This is a genomic window from Mesonia sp. K4-1, from assembly GCF_008017825.1.
Lineage (GTDB): Bacteria > Bacteroidota > Bacteroidia > Flavobacteriales > Flavobacteriaceae > Mesonia.
The window spans coordinates 82612-100654 of record NZ_VRLS01000040.1; the positions used below are offsets into that span (position 1 = coordinate 82612).

The 18043-nt window shown below is 31.5% G+C and carries 19 protein-coding genes and 1 pseudogene; 8 read left to right on the top strand and 12 right to left on the bottom strand.

Annotated elements, in window-relative coordinates; translation table 11 throughout:
* Positions 1-243 precede the first annotated feature (243 nt).
* From FT986_RS06595 to FT986_RS16305, 4 genes and pseudogenes are all read left to right on the top strand, one after another.
* Positions 244-627 (top strand): helix-turn-helix transcriptional regulator, encoded by a 384-nt coding sequence (locus tag FT986_RS06595; protein WP_147864406.1) that lies wholly within the window; start codon positions 244-246, stop codon positions 625-627.
* Between the two features lie 49 nt (positions 628-676).
* Positions 677-1048 (top strand): DNA topoisomerase IV, encoded by a 372-nt coding sequence (locus FT986_RS06600; protein ID WP_147864407.1) that lies wholly within the window; start codon positions 677-679, stop codon positions 1046-1048.
* Positions 1048-1257, top strand: a complete 210-nt coding sequence (locus FT986_RS16260) for a hypothetical protein (protein ID WP_370451142.1) — start codon at positions 1048-1050, stop codon at positions 1255-1257. Before FT986_RS06600 ends, FT986_RS16260 begins: the two co-directional genes overlap by 1 nt.
* Positions 1187-1369, top strand: a pseudogene (locus FT986_RS16305) (TerC family protein); the annotation flags it as partial. The gene FT986_RS16260 and the pseudogene FT986_RS16305, both read left to right, overlap by 71 nt.
* On the opposite strand, the gene mscL reads toward FT986_RS16305, so the two are convergent.
* The 4 genes from mscL to FT986_RS06625 form a co-directional block, all read right to left on the bottom strand.
* Positions 1366-1821 carry a large conductance mechanosensitive channel protein MscL gene (mscL, locus tag FT986_RS06610; protein WP_111540322.1) on the bottom strand — a complete coding sequence of 152 codons (456 nt, stop codon included), beginning with the start codon at positions 1819-1821 and terminating at the stop codon, positions 1366-1368. The pseudogene FT986_RS16305 and the gene mscL overlap by 4 nt on opposite strands.
* A 3-nt stretch (positions 1822-1824) precedes the next feature.
* Positions 1825-4449 carry a DNA gyrase/topoisomerase IV subunit A gene (locus tag FT986_RS06615; protein WP_147864408.1) on the bottom strand — a complete coding sequence of 875 codons (2625 nt, stop codon included), beginning with the start codon at positions 4447-4449 and terminating at the stop codon, positions 1825-1827.
* 484 nt (positions 4450-4933) lie between these two features.
* Positions 4934-6790, bottom strand: coding sequence for a DNA topoisomerase IV subunit B (locus FT986_RS06620; protein ID WP_147864409.1), 1857 nt, complete (start codon positions 6788-6790; stop codon positions 4934-4936).
* Positions 6791-6880: 90 nt separating this feature from the next.
* Positions 6881-9007: an ATP-binding protein gene (locus tag FT986_RS06625; RefSeq protein WP_147864410.1), complete on the bottom strand. Its 2127-nt coding sequence runs from the start codon at positions 9005-9007 to the stop codon at positions 6881-6883.
* A gap of 294 nt (positions 9008-9301) precedes the next feature.
* Between FT986_RS06625 and FT986_RS06630 the strand changes: the two genes are divergently transcribed.
* Positions 9302-9973, top strand: coding sequence for a hypothetical protein (locus FT986_RS06630; RefSeq protein ID WP_147864411.1), 672 nt, complete (start codon positions 9302-9304; stop codon positions 9971-9973).
* A gap of 66 nt (positions 9974-10039) precedes the next feature.
* Here FT986_RS06630 and ychF read toward each other — a convergent pair whose 3' ends face one another.
* Positions 10040-11134 carry a redox-regulated ATPase YchF gene (ychF, locus tag FT986_RS06635; protein ID WP_111540327.1) on the bottom strand — a complete coding sequence of 365 codons (1095 nt, stop codon included), beginning with the start codon at positions 11132-11134 and terminating at the stop codon, positions 10040-10042.
* Positions 11135-11313: 179 nt separating this feature from the next.
* Here ychF and FT986_RS06640 point away from each other — a divergent pair, with 179 nt between their 5' ends.
* On the top strand, positions 11314-11811 hold the full coding sequence (locus FT986_RS06640; protein ID WP_147864412.1) for a hypothetical protein: 498 nt from the start codon (positions 11314-11316) through the stop codon (positions 11809-11811).
* A gap of 80 nt (positions 11812-11891) precedes the next feature.
* On the opposite strand, the gene FT986_RS06645 is transcribed toward FT986_RS06640, so the two are convergent.
* From FT986_RS06645 to FT986_RS06655, 3 genes are all read right to left on the bottom strand, one after another.
* On the bottom strand, positions 11892-12083 hold the full coding sequence (locus FT986_RS06645) for a cold-shock protein (protein ID WP_111540227.1): 192 nt from the start codon (positions 12081-12083) through the stop codon (positions 11892-11894).
* A gap of 170 nt (positions 12084-12253) precedes the next feature.
* Positions 12254-13117: a hypothetical protein gene (locus FT986_RS06650; RefSeq protein WP_147864413.1), complete on the bottom strand. Its 864-nt coding sequence runs from the start codon at positions 13115-13117 to the stop codon at positions 12254-12256.
* A 41-nt stretch (positions 13118-13158) separates the two neighbouring features.
* Positions 13159-13650 carry a peptide-methionine (S)-S-oxide reductase gene (locus FT986_RS06655; protein WP_147864414.1) on the bottom strand — a complete coding sequence of 164 codons (492 nt, stop codon included), beginning with the start codon at positions 13648-13650 and terminating at the stop codon, positions 13159-13161.
* 78 nt (positions 13651-13728) lie between these two features.
* Between FT986_RS06655 and FT986_RS06660 the strand changes: the two genes are divergently transcribed.
* Together FT986_RS06660 and FT986_RS06665 are read left to right on the top strand one after the other, a co-directional pair.
* Positions 13729-14559 carry an alpha/beta hydrolase gene (locus FT986_RS06660; RefSeq protein ID WP_147864415.1) on the top strand — a complete coding sequence of 277 codons (831 nt, stop codon included), beginning with the start codon at positions 13729-13731 and terminating at the stop codon, positions 14557-14559.
* A gap of 11 nt (positions 14560-14570) precedes the next feature.
* Positions 14571-15065 carry a MepB family protein gene (locus tag FT986_RS06665; protein ID WP_147864416.1) on the top strand — a complete coding sequence of 165 codons (495 nt, stop codon included), beginning with the start codon at positions 14571-14573 and terminating at the stop codon, positions 15063-15065.
* A 45-nt stretch (positions 15066-15110) separates the two neighbouring features.
* Here the strand turns inward: FT986_RS06665 and FT986_RS06670 are convergent, their stop codons facing one another.
* From FT986_RS06670 to upp, 4 genes are all read right to left on the bottom strand, one after another.
* Positions 15111-15329, bottom strand: coding sequence for a VF530 family DNA-binding protein (locus FT986_RS06670; RefSeq protein WP_147864417.1), 219 nt, complete (start codon positions 15327-15329; stop codon positions 15111-15113).
* Positions 15329-16690, bottom strand: coding sequence for a DEAD/DEAH box helicase (locus FT986_RS06675; RefSeq protein ID WP_147864418.1), 1362 nt, complete (start codon positions 16688-16690; stop codon positions 15329-15331). The genes FT986_RS06670 and FT986_RS06675 overlap by 1 nt, the downstream gene beginning before the upstream one ends.
* A 114-nt stretch (positions 16691-16804) precedes the next feature.
* Positions 16805-17344, bottom strand: a complete 540-nt coding sequence (locus tag FT986_RS06680; RefSeq protein WP_222706188.1) for a GNAT family N-acetyltransferase — start codon at positions 17342-17344, stop codon at positions 16805-16807.
* Complete coding sequence (gene upp / locus FT986_RS06685) at positions 17322-17981, bottom strand: uracil phosphoribosyltransferase (protein WP_147864420.1); 660 nt, start codon at positions 17979-17981, stop codon at positions 17322-17324. The genes FT986_RS06680 and upp overlap by 23 nt, the downstream gene beginning before the upstream one ends.
* Positions 17982-18043: the final 62 nt, after the last annotated feature.

Genomic DNA, 18043 nt, shown 5'->3' on the forward strand with positions numbered 1-18043 from the left:
TGTAAACATGTCAAATTCATTTATAGGTTACATTTGTAAACAGGTACGCGTATATTTGGATTTCCGCTCTTGGAAAAGCTCCAATTCACATGTTTTACATCAACTGTGTGCTTATTTTCAACTAGTTAAACCTTACAACTTAAAGTTTTAATTTATATATTATTCTTTAAAACAAGAATCCTTGTGTGATGTATTTATTTAGTTTACATTTGTAATGTTACATATTGATCAAAAAAGTTTACAATGGTAAACAGCGAAGATTTTACAAAAAGAATAGAAAAGATAATGGGCTTTTACGAGCTTAGCGCGACTTCTTTCGCCGATAAAATTCAGGTGGGACGCTCCTCTATTTCACATATTATTTCTGGCAGAAATAAACCTAGTTTAGATTTTGTAATGAAAATAGTTCAAACTTTTCCTGAAGTAGAATTGTATTGGTTACTTAACGGAAAAGGAAACTTCCCTCCTGTTGAGGAGCAAAAAATTTCTGAAAATGAAAATGCGCCTTCTTCTCCCATTTTAGAAGAAAAAGTAATTCCGAAAAAGATAAAAAGTCAGCAACACAAAGAAATTGAAAAAGTAATTGTTTTTTACACCGATGGTACATTTGATGCTTATCATTCATAATTAATAAGGGTTTATTTTCTATTTTTGTACAACTAAAATCTCCTCATTAATGAAACCATTGATTGTAATCATTTTTAGCTTATTATTATGCAGTTGCTACAACCCAGAAAGAAATTGTAAAGATTTTAAAACAGGAACGTTTGAGTTTGAGTCTTATCTAAACGGAGAACTAAAAAAGACTCGTTTTGTAAGAAATGATACTTTAGAGATTGATTACTTTGATAATAAAGTGGACTCTTCTTCTATTCGCTGGATCAATGACTGTGAATATGTGTTGACCAATCTCAACCCAAAGAGTATGGCCGAAGAAAAGCCCTTACATATGAAAATTCTAACGACAGAAGGTGATACTTATACTTTTGAATTTTCTATCGTTGGAGAGGACAAAAAACAAAAAGGGACGGCGAGAAAGATTAAATAATGTTCGAGATTTTCACTTCACCAGACGCTTGGGTTGCTGTGCTGACCTTAACTTTTCTTGAAATTATTTTAGGAATAGATAATATTGTTTTTATCTCTATTACTGCGAATAAGCTTCCAAAAGATCATATTGGCTTAATCTTTTCTTATTCTAATAGGATTTATGCTTATTATGAAAGCTACTCACTTATCGGAAACCGTAGTATTTAAACAGCATGTGGGAGCTATACCCAAAGGTTACTTATATTTTGCTATTGCTTTTTCTTTACTGGTTGAGTTTTTGAATATGAAGTTTAGAAAAAGAAAAACAAGTGCTAATTAGTTTTTACTAGCTTTATCTTTTAGCAATTTATTTTGTTCTAACATAATCTCTTTGAGGTCGGTTAAAAGCTCTATATCTTTAGGTGTGGTTACTTTCTTATTCTGAGTATCTTCAGCTTTATTTCGCAACCTATTGAATAGCTTTACTACAATGAATACCGTGCAGGAGATAATAAAAAAATTGATTAAAACAGTAATAAGCTCGCCATAACCAATAGCGACTTCCTCTTTTATTACTTTTCCGTTAGCCGATAAGGCTTCTCGAAGAATCAACTTTCGGTTTTCAAAATTAAAGTCGTCTGTTAATAAGGACAATGGTGGTGTAATCACCTTTTTTACGAGAACATCGATTACTTTATTAAATGCAGCTCCAATAATTACACCTATGGCAATATCTATCATATTACCTTTAATGGCGAACTCTTTAAATTCTTTAAAAAAATTCTTTATCATCTTTTAATCGTCAAAGAGTTTAGTTTGAGATTTTTCATCAGGCTTCTGAATGTTTTGTGTAAAATCATCTATAGCATTATCTAGCTCATTAATTTCTTCTGGCTCATCTTCCGCGGAAGCGATAGGCTCTAAAAGATTTAGTTGAGTAACAGACTCTGTAGTTAATTGATTCCCTTGGGCTTTTATACCTTTAATACTAATAAACTCTTCTAGATTTATTTCTTCATTAGGTTTTTGTTCTTTGCCTCTAGCTTTTCTATACACAATTTCTAAAACCGGAATATGATCTGTAGAAACTAATTCTAACTGTGATTTAGGATGATCTGATATTATATTTTCCTCTTTGTCTTTATTTTCTACTAAGAAACGTTTTACGTAATATCTTTCTTTTTCACCCTCCCAATATACAGCTGTAACAGGTTTTTTAGGTTTCCACTTTTCCATAACGATATAAGGCATATCAAATCGAGTAGTAAGTTCTGGTATGATGGTAGAAAGTAAACCATCTTGTGTAACTAGCAATATTCTATCTTCTCCTTTAAACTCTCCCAATAACTCTCCGCGTTCTTCTACATTTAAACGCTTGACTGTTTCATCAAACCAAATTTTTCTTGGTTTTAATGTAGAAACACCTTCTTCTTTTAATTCTACTTTTTTTATGGGGTGCTTACTAGCTATATTTCCTTTAGAATTTCTTCCTTTAATTAAAATTTCGGCAAAATCTATTTCGAATCTTAACTTTTTAATACTCCCCATTTGACGAAGGTAAACCGTTACCACTTCTGCTTCCCCATTCACATTCGCAGAAAAATAGTGAATCTTTGTACCTGGTTTAGCCTTACCTACACTATATTCTCTATCTCTGGTAATAGAAGTAACTGCAAAACGTTTCACATACGAGTTACCAGCCTTACCATCTTTATAAATTACGTTATAAATTGTTCTTTTATCTTTCTTCTTAAAAACAGCAACATGAATAATGTTTTTACCAATGTAGGTTTTATCATCTACTTTGGTTACCTTCATTGTTCCGTCTTCCGTAAAGCAAATAATATCATCAATATCACTACAATCGGTCACATATTCATCTCTTTTTAGAGCTGTTCCTACAAAACCTTCTTTTCTATTCACATAGAGTTTAGTGTTTCTTATAACCACTTTGGTAGCTTCTATATCTTCAAAAAGTCGGATATCTGTTTTTCTTTCTCTTCCTGCCCCGTGGTTTTTCTTAAGGTTATCAAAGTAACTTATAGCATAGTCTATAAGATGTTCTAAATGATGTCTTATTTTTGCAATTTCATCTTCTAAAGCATCAATTTTTTGTTGCGCTTTATCGATATCAAATTTGGAAATCCTTTTGATTTTTATTTCGGTTAACCGAACAATATCATCTTCGGTTATAGCTCTTTTTAAGTGTGAAATATGAGGTTGTAAGCCTCTATCTATAGCTTTAATTACTCCTTCCCAAGTTTCTTCTTCTTCAATATCTCGGTATATTCTATTTTCAATGAAAATTCTTTCTAAAGAAGCAAAATGCCATTGTTCCTGGAATTCTTCGAGCTTTATTTCCAGTTCACTTTTAAGAAGCTGTACGGTGTGATCTGTACTCAGTCTCAAAATTTCTGAAACTCCTATAAAATGAGGTTTATGATCAATAATAATACAACTCAACGGAGAAATTGAAATTTCACAATTCGTAAATGCATATAAAGCATCTATCGTTTTATCTGGAGAAATATTATTGGGTAAATGAATAAGAATTTCTACATTTTCGGCTGTATTATCTTCAATATGCTTAACCTTAATCTTTCCTTTTTCATTGGCTTTAATGATAGATTCTATTAAAGTACTAGTTGTAGTACTGTAAGGTATCTCGTTTATAACCAATGTATTTTTATCTCTCTGACTTATTTTTGCACGTACACGTAACTTCCCTCCTCTTAAGCCATCATTATAATTACTAACATCCATAATCCCTGCTGTAGGAAAATCTGGAAATAGTTTAAATCGTTTACCTTGTAAATGTTTTATAGAAGCTTCAATAAGTTCTATAAAGTTGTGCGGAAGTATTTTTGTGCTTAACCCCACCGCAATTCCTTCTGCTCCTTGAGCTAAAAGTAGAGGAAACATTACTGGTAACGTAATAGGTTCTTTACGACGCCCATCATAGGAAGCTTGCCAATCTGTAATTTTTGGATTATAAACAACGTCCATAGCAAACTTAGACAAACGTGCCTCGATATATCGAGAAGCAGCCGCTCTATCGCCTGTTAATATGTTTCCCCAGTTACCCTGAGTATCAATTAAAAGGTCTTTTTGTCCCAGTTGCACCATCGCATCTCCAATACTTGCATCCCCGTGAGGGTGATATTGCATGGTATGACCTACAATATTAGCCACTTTATTATAACGACCATCATCTAAATCTTTCATAGATTGCATGATACGTCGATGAACAGGCTTAAAACCATCTTCTAGTGCTGGTACTGCTCTTTCTAATATCACATAAGAAGCATAATCTAAAAACCAGTCTTTATACATGCCCGTAATTTTTGTAATTACTTCTTTAGCCTGTTGTTCTTCTGGTTGATTATTCGCCTCTAGGTTATTTTCATTTTCTATATCCATGTAATCAACGATGCTTATTTTGGTGCACTATTTTTTGTAAAGATTTTTGTAAAACTTTGATCTTATTATTACTAATAAAAGTAATATTAAATTTTATTTTTTTAACTGATTTAGAATTTTTCGACATTACTTTTATACTCAAATATTTGAAAAAAAAGTAATTAGAAACTTTATAGCTTTTTAATTTATATTTCGGAAATTCAGCTTTTTGCTCTCTATAGTTATATTTTTCTGAAATTAAAACACCTCTATTTGTTAAACATAGAGTTTCTCCATCACTATCATACTCAAAATACTTACCAGATTTATATAGATATACAATTATTAAAAGTAAAATGAATGTGAGAAGAAAAAAAACAACCTCTCCTTTATATATGTGTTGTAACTCTACACTTAAGAAAAGAAACAAGCCTATACTCACTATAATAAAGAAATAAACTATAGGTATAAGTTTAATATTTTTTGAATTATTAAACCTCATAAATTAGTTTTCCTCTATTATATCTAATTCTACTTTTAAATTTTCAATGATAAATTCTTGGCGGTGTGAAGTATTTTTCCCCATATAAAAACTTAGTAAATCTTCAATACCAGTTTCTTTATCTAACATAACAGGATCTAATCTTATATCTTCCCCTATAAAATGTTTAAATTCATCTGGAGAAATTTCACCAAGTCCTTTAAATCTTGTTATTTCTTGTTTTCCAGAAAGTTTTTCAATGGCATTTCTCTTTTCGGTTTCAGAATAGCAATAAATGGTCTCCTTTTTATTTCTAACCCTAAATAATGGTGTTTGAAGAATATATAAATGTCCTTCTTTAATTAATTCAGGAAAAAACTGTAAGAAAAAGGTGATAAGTAATAAACGAATGTGCATTCCGTCAACATCAGCATCTGTCGCAATTACAATATTATTATACCTTAAGTCCTCCATTGAGTCCTCTATATTTAATGCGGCTTGAAGTAAATTGAATTCTTCGTTTTCGTAAACAATTTTTTTGGTAAGACCGTAACTGTTCAAAGGTTTACCTTTAAGACTAAATACCGCTTGTGTATTTACATCTCTAGATTTTGTAATACTACCACTTGCCGAATCTCCCTCGGTAATAAAAAGTGTACTTTCTAGATTACGTTCTTTTTTTACGTCTCCCAAGTGTATTCGACAATCTCTCAATTTTTTATTGTGAAGACTAGCTTTTTTAGCTCTTTCTTTAGCTAATTTTCTAATACCAGATAAATCTTTTCTTTCTTTTTCTGCTTGCAGAATTTTTCTCTGGATTTTATCTGCCGTTTCCGGATTTCTATGCAGGTAATTATCTAATTGTCGTTTTACAAAATCTAGAATATAAGTTCTTACCGTTGGAAGGTTTCCACCCATATCGGTAGAACCTAATTTCGTTTTAGTTTGACTTTCAAAAACCGGCTCCATTACTTTTATGCTTATCGCGGAAACAATAGACTTTCTAACATCACTAGCTTCATAGTTTTTACCAAAGAACTCTCTTACTGTTTTTACAATTGCCTCTCTAAAAGCCGATTGGTGAGTTCCTCCCTGTGTGGTATGTTGCCCATTCACGAAAGAGTGATATTCTTCACTATACTGAGCTTTGCTATATGTAATTGCTACTTCTATATCATCTCCTCGTAAGTGAATTATAGGAAACAAACGATCTTCTTCATTAATACTTTCTGAAAGTAAATCTTTTAAACCTTCTTCTGAATAAAATTTTTCACCGTTAAAAGTAATGGTTAATCCCGTATTAAGATATACGTAATTTTTGAGCATTTTCTCTACGTACTCTGCCCTGTACTTATAATTTTTGAAAATCGTTTCATCTGGAATAAAGGAAACCTTAGTTCCTTTTCTACGTGAAGTTTCTTCTAAAAACTCTTCGTTTTTAAGTTCTCCTTTTTCAAATTCCGCGGAAGCTGATTTACCTTCTCTAGTAGATTCTACTCTAAAAAAACCTGAAAGTGCATTCACTGCTTTGGTACCAACTCCATTAAGTCCGACAGATTTCTTAAAGGCTTTAGAATCATACTTTCCACCCGTATTCATCTTAGATACTACATCTACCACTTTACCTAAAGGTATACCTCTACCATAATCTCGAACTATTACTTTTTGACCTTGTATAGATACGTCTATGGTTTTTCCCGCCCCCATAACGTACTCATCTATAGAGTTGTCGAGAACTTCTTTAAGCAAAATATAAATTCCGTCATCTGCACTAGAACCATCCCCTAGCTTACCAATATACATCCCAGGACGCATTCTAATATGTTCTTTCCAATCTAAAGAACGTATGTTTTCCTCGGTATACTTTGTTTCTTCTGTCATAGATAATGTTGGTGTGAAGCTAAGATAGTACGAATTAAGAAAAAATAAAACTCGCACAAGGGAAAATAATCAACAATAAATAAAAATTTATTATTGCAAGTATTTAGAGATGATATTTATTAAAGTTTCTTTACTAAAAGGTTTGATTAAAACATCTGTTATTCCCGCTTTTACAGCTCTTTCTTTAATTTCGCTCAACTCTGATGCGGTTACGGCTATAATGGGTTTTGTAGGATGAATTTTTCTTACAGAGGTTACAATCTCATAACCATTTAAAGTGGGAATATTTATATCTACTAAAGCAATGTCCCATTCATTTTCTATTAACGCATCTAACCCGTCTTGGCCATCACCAAATGTATTAAGGTCAACCTCATAACCTTTTAAAAACTTTTCAACTACCAAGCGGTTGATTTGATTATCTTCTACTTGAATTATTTTTTTTCCTTTTAATGGATTAAAGTTAAAAGACTGGGCTTGCACTACATTTTGTTTAAGAGGATTATCGCATTCTATTTCAAAAGAGAATATAGACCCTTGATTTACTTCACTATTCAATTTAATCTCACTATTCATAAGCAATAATAACTTTCTAACTATAGATAAGCCTATACCTGTCCCCTCCATAATACTTTTATCTATAGATATTTGTGAAAAGTTATCGAAAATTATATTTTGCTTGTCTTTGGGTATACCTAAACCATTATCAATAACTTTAAATTCTATGATAGATTTATTATTTGTACAATTAATTTGATTCACTTCTACTCTTACCTTTCCTTTACTAAACTTAATAGCATTATCTGTTAAATTAAGTAGAACTTCATAGAGGATATTAGAATCAGAAATTATTTGTTCGGGTAAATTAGGATCGATTTTGTATACCACCTCACAATTGTACTTTTCTTTGAGAAATTGAACCGCATTAGAGATGTTATTAAAAAAGGTACTTAGCGTAATAACCTCTGGCTTTACTTTTATTTTGTTTTTATCAATTTTATTGAGAAAAAGAATGTTATTAATTAAATTAAGTAAGTAGTTACCTGAAAATTTTAAAGAATTGAGAAGTTTTTTATTTGCTTTAGAAGTATCATCACTTTCTAGCAGTAAAGACGCTATTCCCACTACGCCGTGTAAAGGAGTTCTAATCTCATGACTAATATTTGAGATAAATTGAGATTTAGCTTCTGCAGCAATATCAGCATCTTTTTTTGCTTTTTTTAGTTCTTTATTACTCTTGTTTAAATTGATGATTAACTTATTTTTTATTTTATTTTCCCTGTAAATAAGCAAGAGTATTGCAAATAAGAAAAGTGATAATACAGCATATAACCAAGAAGTCCTTGTTTTTGATGCTGCTAAATCTTGCATAAGAACCTTTTCACGTTTAGAGCTTACTAAAGCTCTCTCATATTCCTTTAAATCATATCGTGCATTTTCTAAAGCTAAGCGTTTCTTTAGGTCTTCGTTAATAAAATTATCTTTATTAGAAATGTGTTTTTCTAGATAGAGAAATGCTTTATCAAATTTACCAATACTCCTTTCATAGTTACTTCTATAGAGATAAATTTCACTCAATTGCTCATATAAAGGATGAGCTTCAAGCACTTCAATAGATTTATCGAAATTTACTTCTGCAAGTTCTAGCTGATCAGTTTGAGCATAATAACGTGCTAATAACAAATGTGCGGTAGAAATGAGAGTTCTATTATACTCATTAAATTTTTTATCTACATTTTTTGAAATTATCTTGAGCTCATCAATATAATCAGTTACTCTTTGAGGTTGATTATTATCCAAACGATTCCAAACTATATTAATAAGTACATCACTTTTAAAACTGTGATTTAAAGAATCTGCTATATGAAGTGCTTTTTTATAGTATATTTCTGAAACCTCATAGTTTTTTTCTTCCAACACCCATACATTCCCCAAACCATTATAATTAACCATTAAAAGCGTAGGATAATTATAAAGTTGAGAAAGGTCTTTAGATTTTGTATACTTTTCTTTTGCAGAAGAATAATTCTCTACAGCTTCATCGTTTAAAGCTAATAAATTGTATGCACTAGCTGTATAATAAGTAGCCTTTTCTTTATAAGATTCCTCTAAAAGTTGAAGGGCAATTTTTTTTGAATCGGTAAAATTTAAATTATCATATTTAGCCAAGCTGGCTTTCTCAAGTTCTTCTAAGTGAGATATCTTTTCTTGAGCCAAAGAAAATAAACACACGAGGCAGAAAAAAAAGGAGGTAATAAATTTTATCAAAAAAAATAATTTATTGAGATCGTAAATTTAAAGTATTAATGTCATTTTTAAAATAAAAAAATACTGATTTTAAACTATTTAACAAATTTAATTTAATATTGAAGTAAATGTATTTTCAAAACTCAATATTTTAAAGCTATTAAACATCTTTTAATATTAACGATGTAAGGTAAATAAATAGGATAAAGTGCAGTTGTTTTAAATTTTTTTATTTGCTTTGCCCAAAATTTAGAACAATTAAAAATGAAGATCTTTTTTTTAGTTAGCTTTTTAATGTCCTATACCATAAATGCTCAAGTAGGAATTGGCACAACCAACCCTCAGGCTACTTTAGACGTTAATGGAAATTTAAGAATCGAGCAAGTAGATCAAGATCTATCTAGTAACAAAATCTTAGTACTTGGTGATAATAATGAATTAAAACAAGGTAAATCTGCGAGATTCTATGCTCTTTCTAATTTTGTAATTCCTATTTGTCAAAATTATAATGAAAATGATACAGGGAGTTTTACCACAACGGCTAACGGCACAAGTTATACTGTAAACTGGGAAATAATTGTTAAAGACGTAGGAAGTGTTAGTAATTCACAAACAGTGGTAACCTCTGTTTCTAATAATTCAGGAAATGTGAGTAGTACTTCCAGTACAATAGAAATTCCTAATTACCCTTTAAAAGCACAACGGTTACAAGTAAAATATCAATTTACTCCTCATTTACCTTTTAATCCAAATGGGTTTAACCTCACAGCGTATAATAACAGTAATTACCCCGATACTTTTTCTTTAAATTATACAGCAGCAGATGAAACAGAAATCACAGTAAACATTACAAGAACAGATCAAACCTCTGCCGATGAAAATAAAAATTGTTGGGCAGGACAGTTTTACTTTGACATGATGATGTATAGCTATTGATCTGTAAAACACAAAAGGCTTAAAATCAAATTCTGATTTTAAGCCTTTTTTGATAAGAAAATTCAGTTAAACATTAAATCTAAAATGCATTACGTCCCCATCTTGAACCACATATTCTTTTCCTTCAACACTTAATTTACCTGCATCTTTCACTTTTGCTTCACTTCCTAAAGAAACATAATCATCATATTTAATTACTTCAGCACGAATAAAACCTTTCTCAAAATCGGTATGAATAACACCCGCTGCTTGTGGAGCTGTAGCTCCTACAGGAATTGTCCAAGCTCTTACCTCTTTTACTCCTGCAGTAAAATAGGTTTGCTGGTTTAGTAATTTATAAGCCGATCTAATTAATTTAGCTGAACCTGCTTCATCTAGACCTATATCATTTAAAAACATTTTTCGCTCTTCAAAGTCATCTAGCTCTGTGATGTCTGCCTCAGTACCTACTGCTAACACTAAAACCTCTGCATGTTCGTCTTTTACCGCCTCTTTTACTTTTTCTACGTATTCATTTCCGTTAACTGCAGCATCTTCATCTACATTACAAACATAGAGAACAGGCTTATCGGTAATAAACTGTAATGGCGCTACAAGTTCTTTACGGTCATCTTCTGCAATATCAATTGCTCTTACAGATATTCCTGCTTCTAATCCTTCTTTTAATTTTAAAAGGACTTCTTGCTCTTTTATAGCTTCTTTATTTCCTGTTTTTGCTGCTCTTTTAACTTTTTCAAGTTTCTTGTCTACGGTTTCTAGATCTTTTAACTGAAGTTCAATATCAATAGTTTCCTTATCTCTAATGGGATTTACATTTCCGTCAACGTGAACAACATTATCGTTATCAAAACATCTTAATACGTGTAGAATGGCATCAGTTTCTCTAATATTTCCTAAAAACTGATTTCCAAGCCCTTCTCCTTTACTTGCACCCTTTACCAATCCTGCTATATCAACAATTTCTACGGTGGCAGGTAAAACTCTTTCAGGTTTTACTAATTCTTCCAACTTTTCTAACCTCATATCGGGCACATTTACGATTCCTATATTAGGTTCGATCGTACAAAAAGGGAAGTTAGCACTTTGTGCTTTTGCGTTAGACAAACAATTAAATAATGTTGATTTCCCAACATTTGGTAATCCTACAATACCTGCTTTCATAGTTTTTCTTAATACTTTTTGAACCGCAAATATACAGAATGATTTGGTTTAATAAAGCATTATTAATGAAGTGATACTATATTATTTCTTTGAATTATTTTAAGTAAATTTTACCGTTGCCTTATTAAAAATTAACACTATATAGATTTACATTTATAGTAACCAAAAAAACAATTAAAATGAAAAAATTAATGATTACTGCTTTGTGCTTAACTTTTGGTTTTACCAATTATGCACAAACTGAAGACAAAATGAAGAAAACAGTTACTACAAAAACAATTACCAAAGATAATAAAGGCGAAAATGTAGCTGTTGAAAAGAGAACTATTAAAGCCCAACAGGAGTTAGGGGTTGAAAATAATGATAAGACTAATCAAGCTGTTAGAAGACATCAACCTCAAATTTCTACTTCCACCTCATTTATGGTAGATCAAAATAGCTATATGATATCTCCAGATAGAAAAGGATATGTTGTTCATAAAATGAATGGGAAGGAAAGAACAGAGTATGGTGTTATTAGACAGATGCCCGATAGGGATACTTACGTACTACACACCAAGGAATATGACTCTTTTGGATATTTTGACGAAGATGGAAACTTTGTTGTTGGAAATTATGATCCAAAAAAAGATGATGTCATCTTAAAAAAATATATGATGAAAAGACCTACTAGATAGTAATGAAAATTTTCATAGGTATTATAAAAAAAGCCCATCTAAAAAGATGGGCTTTACTCGTTTTCTTAAAGAGATATATATTACAGAACTCTAACGTTTACTGCATTTAAACCTTTATTTCCTTCTTGTAAATCAAATTCAACTTCGTCACCTTCGCGAACTTCGTCGATTAATCCTGATACGTGTACAAAATGATCTTTGTCCGCACCTTCTTCAGTGATAAATCCAAAACCTTTAGTGTCATTGAAGAATTTTACTGTTCCTTTATTCATTGTAATGTAATTAAAAAATTGTTATTTATTATTGACAAATATGATGCATTTAATTGGATATCTAACTATTATTTTCATTTATTTTCAAATATAGTCAGAATCTCATTTTAAAACCTATTTAATTGTGTGCTAAGGGCTTAGATTCAGGCACTTTGTTGATTTTATTTGGTTTAATTATTTTCACATTTTGCTATAAATAAAGGAGCTTCTGTTGCTTTTGGAGCCTTCATAATCAATTTTTCATGAACATATATGCGATGAAAAACTTCTAATTCTTCTAATGTTGGATTTTCTGTATAAGGAAATAGCTCTTCTCCTCTATTCAATTCATCCTTAAATAACGAAGTTTTTGAATATTGATTTATAAATGCTTCATCATCTGGAGATAGATCTTCAATCGGTTTTTTAGGAATCCCTTCATCGTTTGGACCAAAATATAATTTATCATTTTTAAACAAAGCCTTAAGTTGATTACTAGTAGTATATTGAGATGATAAATTCACCAAAAGCAATTCGTTATATTCTTTTGGGTTTTTAAAATGAAAAATTTTTACCTCTTGGGAGATTTCATCATCATATAAGTTTCCTAATGAGGTTACGTATATATTTTCTATATTTCTATCTAGTTTCTGTATATAGGGAAAACTAAAACAGTTTGCATTCTCATTGAAAACAGCATAATAATTATGTGCATTAGATGACTTCCAATTGACCAATACTCGATTAGAAGCTTCTACATTATACCTGATGGTGGTTTTATCTTTAAAAGAGGCTCTTTTTCTTCCGTAAAGTGCAAAAGCAGGTTCTGGAGATTGAGTAAGAATCAATGCTTCTCCCTTCATCTTCCAAGTTCCTTTTTGCATCCCACCAAAATAACCAAGAACATAACGGTGATCTGGAAAAATAATAAACATACGAAAATCATCTGGACCTTGCCTTATTTGGTAAACACCAACCACCTGTTCTTCTAAGTCAGTTTGGGCATGGCTAAAGAATCCGTAAAGTAAAAGACAAATAATTATATAATTTTTCATAATTGACTGGTATATAGAACAAAGATTTAACTTCTTAAGTTTTACTCTTTTTTCAATAGCTGTTTAAAATTTCTCTCTAAGTTTTCTAACTTCGGAGAAATATAACGTCGGCAAAATGGCTTTTGAGGATTTTTAAAATAATAATTCTGTATTTCTTCTCGGCTAGGTCTAAAACTACTAAAAGGCAACACCTCTGTAATTATTTTAGGATTTTGTTTTTTAAAATATGAAAGACATCGTTTAGCTTCATTTTCTTGTAACGATTGGAAAGTATAAATAGCCGATCTATATTTATGACGCATACGGTGTTTAGACTCACTTTTATGGGTCGTTAAATGAACTTCAATTAATTGTTCTATCGAAATTATATGAGGAGAAAAATGAACTATAACTGCTTCAGAAAAATAATCATGCGTTCCTTTTGAAGCTACAAAACCTTGTTCTACTTTATCAACTCCTTTTAAAGCTTGAAAAACAGCTTCGGTACACCAATGACAACCACCACCAAAAGCTATTCTTATAAATTGAGACATATATTAATTTTCAGAAATATAAGATATGCTTTTATCTTATATTTAGCAGCTTGAATATTGACTTTCTCATTTTACTTTATGCGTCTATTTTCTTATTTCTTAGGTATCCTATTATTAATCTGTTCTAGTTGTGCTGTCACAAAGCATAAAAATATTCCTTATGTCCTTACTGAAAATACAGACTTAACTTCTCATATTTTTCAGCCTAAAAAAGAAACAACAAAACTACATCCAGTCCTTATTTTTGTACACGGTGGAAATTGGAATAGCGGAAAAAAAGAAACTTATGGCTTTTTAGGAAGAAATTTCGCTAAAAAAGGTGTGGTTAGCGTCATACCAGATTATACACTTAGTCCCAAAGCAAACTATGAGAAGATGACTCAAGAAATTGCAAAAAATATAGTTTGGGTTAAAAAGAATATAGAAAATTATGGAGGTAATCCTCAACAAATATATGTGACAGGACATTCTGCAGGTGGACATTTGGTAGCATTAGCGGTGATGAACCCAAAATATGGAATAGATCAAAATAATATTTCTGGTATAATTTTAAATGATGCTGCAGGATTAGATATGTTTTCATACTTGCAAAAAAATCCGCCTACGAGCGAGAATAATTACCTTACTACTTGGAGTAATGATCCCAACACTTGGGAAAAAGCATCACCTATAAATTATATGAGTGAAAACACGCCTTCTATTTTACAGTATTGGGGGAGCAAGTCTTATTTGTCTATCATAGAAGCTAATCAAGATTTTTATAATACGTTAGAAGAGTTTCAACCTAATTTAGAGAAGATCGTTTTAAAGAAAAAACACGTTCCTATGGTTCTTCAGTACATCTGGCCTTGGAGTAAACGTTATGATGAAATTTTACATTTTATGGACACTACTAAAACATCTAATTAGTCAACTTACTTATGAATAAAAATTTATCTCAAATAAAGTCGTTAGTTTATGATTTTATAGACTACGAAATTTTAGATCTTGAAAAAGAACAAGAAAGTCAGGAATATGATGCTTGTCGGTTTAGGTTAAATGAAAAAAGTATTATTAGTAGAAGCGGTAAAATAACTCCTAAAAAGGTAGGACAGTTTGTAAGCTTTTGGGAAAGGAATAGACATGGAATTACTCAACCCATAAAATATATTTCTCCTTTTGATTATTATATAGTAAACGTAAAAAAGGAAAATGAATTAGGGCAATTTGTATTTCCTAAGTCTGTATTAATTAAAAAAGGTATAGTTTCTTCTCCATTAAAGGAAGGGAAAAGAGGCTTTAGAGTCTATCCTATATGGGATATTGCAAATAATAAACAAGCTCAAAAGACGCAAGAATGGCAATTAGATTATTTTTATTCTATCCAAAAACCTCTCGATTTTAATAGAATTAAAAGACTTTACGATAGTCCTTAGTAGTTGGTAAAACGGATTTAAACTTTATTCGCTTACGCGGAATTATCACTTCTTGATAGTTCTTAAATAAAGATTCTCTACTTTTTCTCGTGCCCAAGGAGTTCTCCTTAAAAATTTGAGGCTAGATTTTACCGTAGGATTAGACCGAAAACAGTTAATGCGTATGCGTTCGCCTAATTCTTCCCAGCCATAATGATCCACCAAAAAATCTACAATACTGGCTAACTTTACTCCGTGTAAAGGATTATTAGGTTGTGACTCCATTACCTGCGTTTATTTTTGTTACGTCTGTTATAGTTTTTATCTCCTCGAGTTTTAGGTTTTTTATATTTTTTAGCAATTTCTCTACGGTAAGAACCACCTTGATTGGTTTTTTGGTTCTTCTCTTTCTTTTCGTGAAAACTCGCTCCAGCCTCTTCTCCGTCTATAGGTTTATGCGGATTGTTATGTTCCTTTATAAACGGTCTTTCTTCTGGAGTTAGTAGTTTACTGATCTCTACCGTTTCTGGAAGCTCTTCTACAGGAATTTGATAATCCATTAAAGCTTCTATCGCTTCTTTATCTTCCTGTTCTTTTTCGGTATATAATAAAATTGAACGTCCCTCCTTCTCTGCACGTCCTGTTCTACCAATACGGTGCATATAATTTTCGGCATACTTAGGGGTATCGATATTAATTACGTGAGAAATCTGATGGAGGTCAATTCCACGAGCCATCACATCGGTAGTGACTAAAATTCTATTGTCTCCTTCATCAAATTGACGGATAGATCTAATTCGGTAATTTTGAGATTTATTAGAGTGAATTACACACACTTCATCTGGAAATTCTTCCGTTAAAACATCAAAAGTTCTATCGGCACTTTTCTTATTAGAAACAAAGACCAATACTTTTTGAAAGGTATCTTTGTCTTTTAAAAGCTGAGATACTAAATTAAGTTTGGTATAGAAGTTAGGAACTGCATAAACGCTCTGGGAAATATTATCTAAGGGAGTTCCGCTTAAAGCGATAGCAATACGCTGCGGCGAAACAAAATAATCGTCCATTAACGCATCAACCTCTTCGGTCATCGTTGCAGAAAACATGATGTTTTGTCTTTTTTCTGGCAACAATTCAAAAATGTTTTTGAGTTGAAAACGAAAGCCTAAATCTAGCATTACATCGACCTCATCTATCACCAGTTTTTTAACTGATTTTAGTTGAACAGCTCTTGCTAAAGCTAAATCATACAATCTACCAGGAGTGGCTACAATAATGTCGCAGCCTTGTAATAGCATTTCTTTTTGAGGATTCATATTTACGCCTCCGTAAATCCCCAACACTCTAATATTTAAATACTTTGCAAATTTATGAATCTCATCTACGACTTGAACAACCAATTCTCGTGTAGGAACTAATACCATTACACGAGGGTTAACTTGTTTTGAAAATTTTAAATCTTGTAGTATAGGAAGCATATACCCTAAGGTTTTCCCTGTACCGGTTTGTGCAATACCCACAACATCTTTACCCGATCGAATCACAGGAAAAGCTTCTTGCTGAATAGGTGTAGGTTGTGTAAAACCTAAATCTTCTATAGCATAACCTAATTGTTTGGATAGATCTAAATCTTCAAAAGAACTCATAAACTCAATTTTTTGCAAAAGTAATGTATTTCACAGCAATCTGGCTGTTTTCCAGGTAATTTTAGTTGCTAGGGTATAAAAATCAATTTAATAACTAATAATATCCAGAGAGTTTTAATGGGTTACGCCGTATACGTGTACCTCTTCACCTTGATATTGGGTATTAAAAAGAAGCGACATTCCGTTCTTTTGAGCTACGTGAATAGAAGCTTTATTTCCAATAGATATCATAGAAATTAAACGTTTTGTGTCTAAGTTCTTAAAACCAAAGTTTTTTATACAAGTAGCCATTTCGGTGCCATAACCTTTACCCCAATAAGCGGGTTTTAAAGAATAAGCAACTTCATATTCTTGTTGTCCTTCAAGATTTCTAGGAAGAATTCCAGATAAACCAATAAGCGTTCCATCGGTTTTAAGTTCTGCTGCTAAATGACCGTATTGACCGTTTTTATATCTATTTAACTGAAGTTGAATCCACTCTTCCGCTAAGGTTTCTTTACTTTTAGATAGATCAAAATTAAAGAATTGTAGTCGGTCGTTATTCACGAAAAATTCTGCCCAGCTAAAAATATCATTTTCGGTTAATTTTCTAAAATGTAAACGTTCGGTTTCCTGCTGAAAATAATCCATATTAATGTTGCATTTTACTGCCATAACATAAATCGCCAGCATCGCCAAGGCCTGGTACGATATATCCTTTGTCATTTAAATGCGGATCTATAGTAGCGATCCATAAATGGGTATGCTCTGGAAACTCTTTTTCTAAAAGTTGAATACCTTCTTCTGCACCAATTACAGCAACCAAATGAATTTCTTTAGGCTGACCTACATCCTTTAGCGCCTTAAAAACATTTACAAAAGACCGACCCGTAGCTAGCATAGGATCTGCTAAAATTAAAGTTTTATCCTCTAACGAAGGAGAAGCTAAATATTCTACTTTAATCTCAAATTCATCATCGTTATTGGGATGGTGTCGGTAAGCCGAAATAAAAGAATTTTCTGCTTTATCAAAATAATTAAGTAAACCTTGGTGTAAAGGCAAACCTGCTCTTAAAATAGAGCAAATGACCAGCTCATTTTTAATAGTTTGAAGGGTAGATTCTCCCAAGGGAGTTGTTATGGTTTGAGGCTGGTAGGATAGTTTTTTACTAAGTTCGTAACTTAAAATTTCTCCTACACGTTCTATATTTCTGCGAAAGCGCATTTGATCTTTTTGTACCTCTACATTTCTTAATTCACTAATAAAAGTATTGGCGACCGAGTTTTCGCTTAATAGGTGATGAATATACATTTTATAATTTTAGCCTAAAACTACAAAAAAATCTAAGGCCTCCCTTACATTTTCCTTAATAG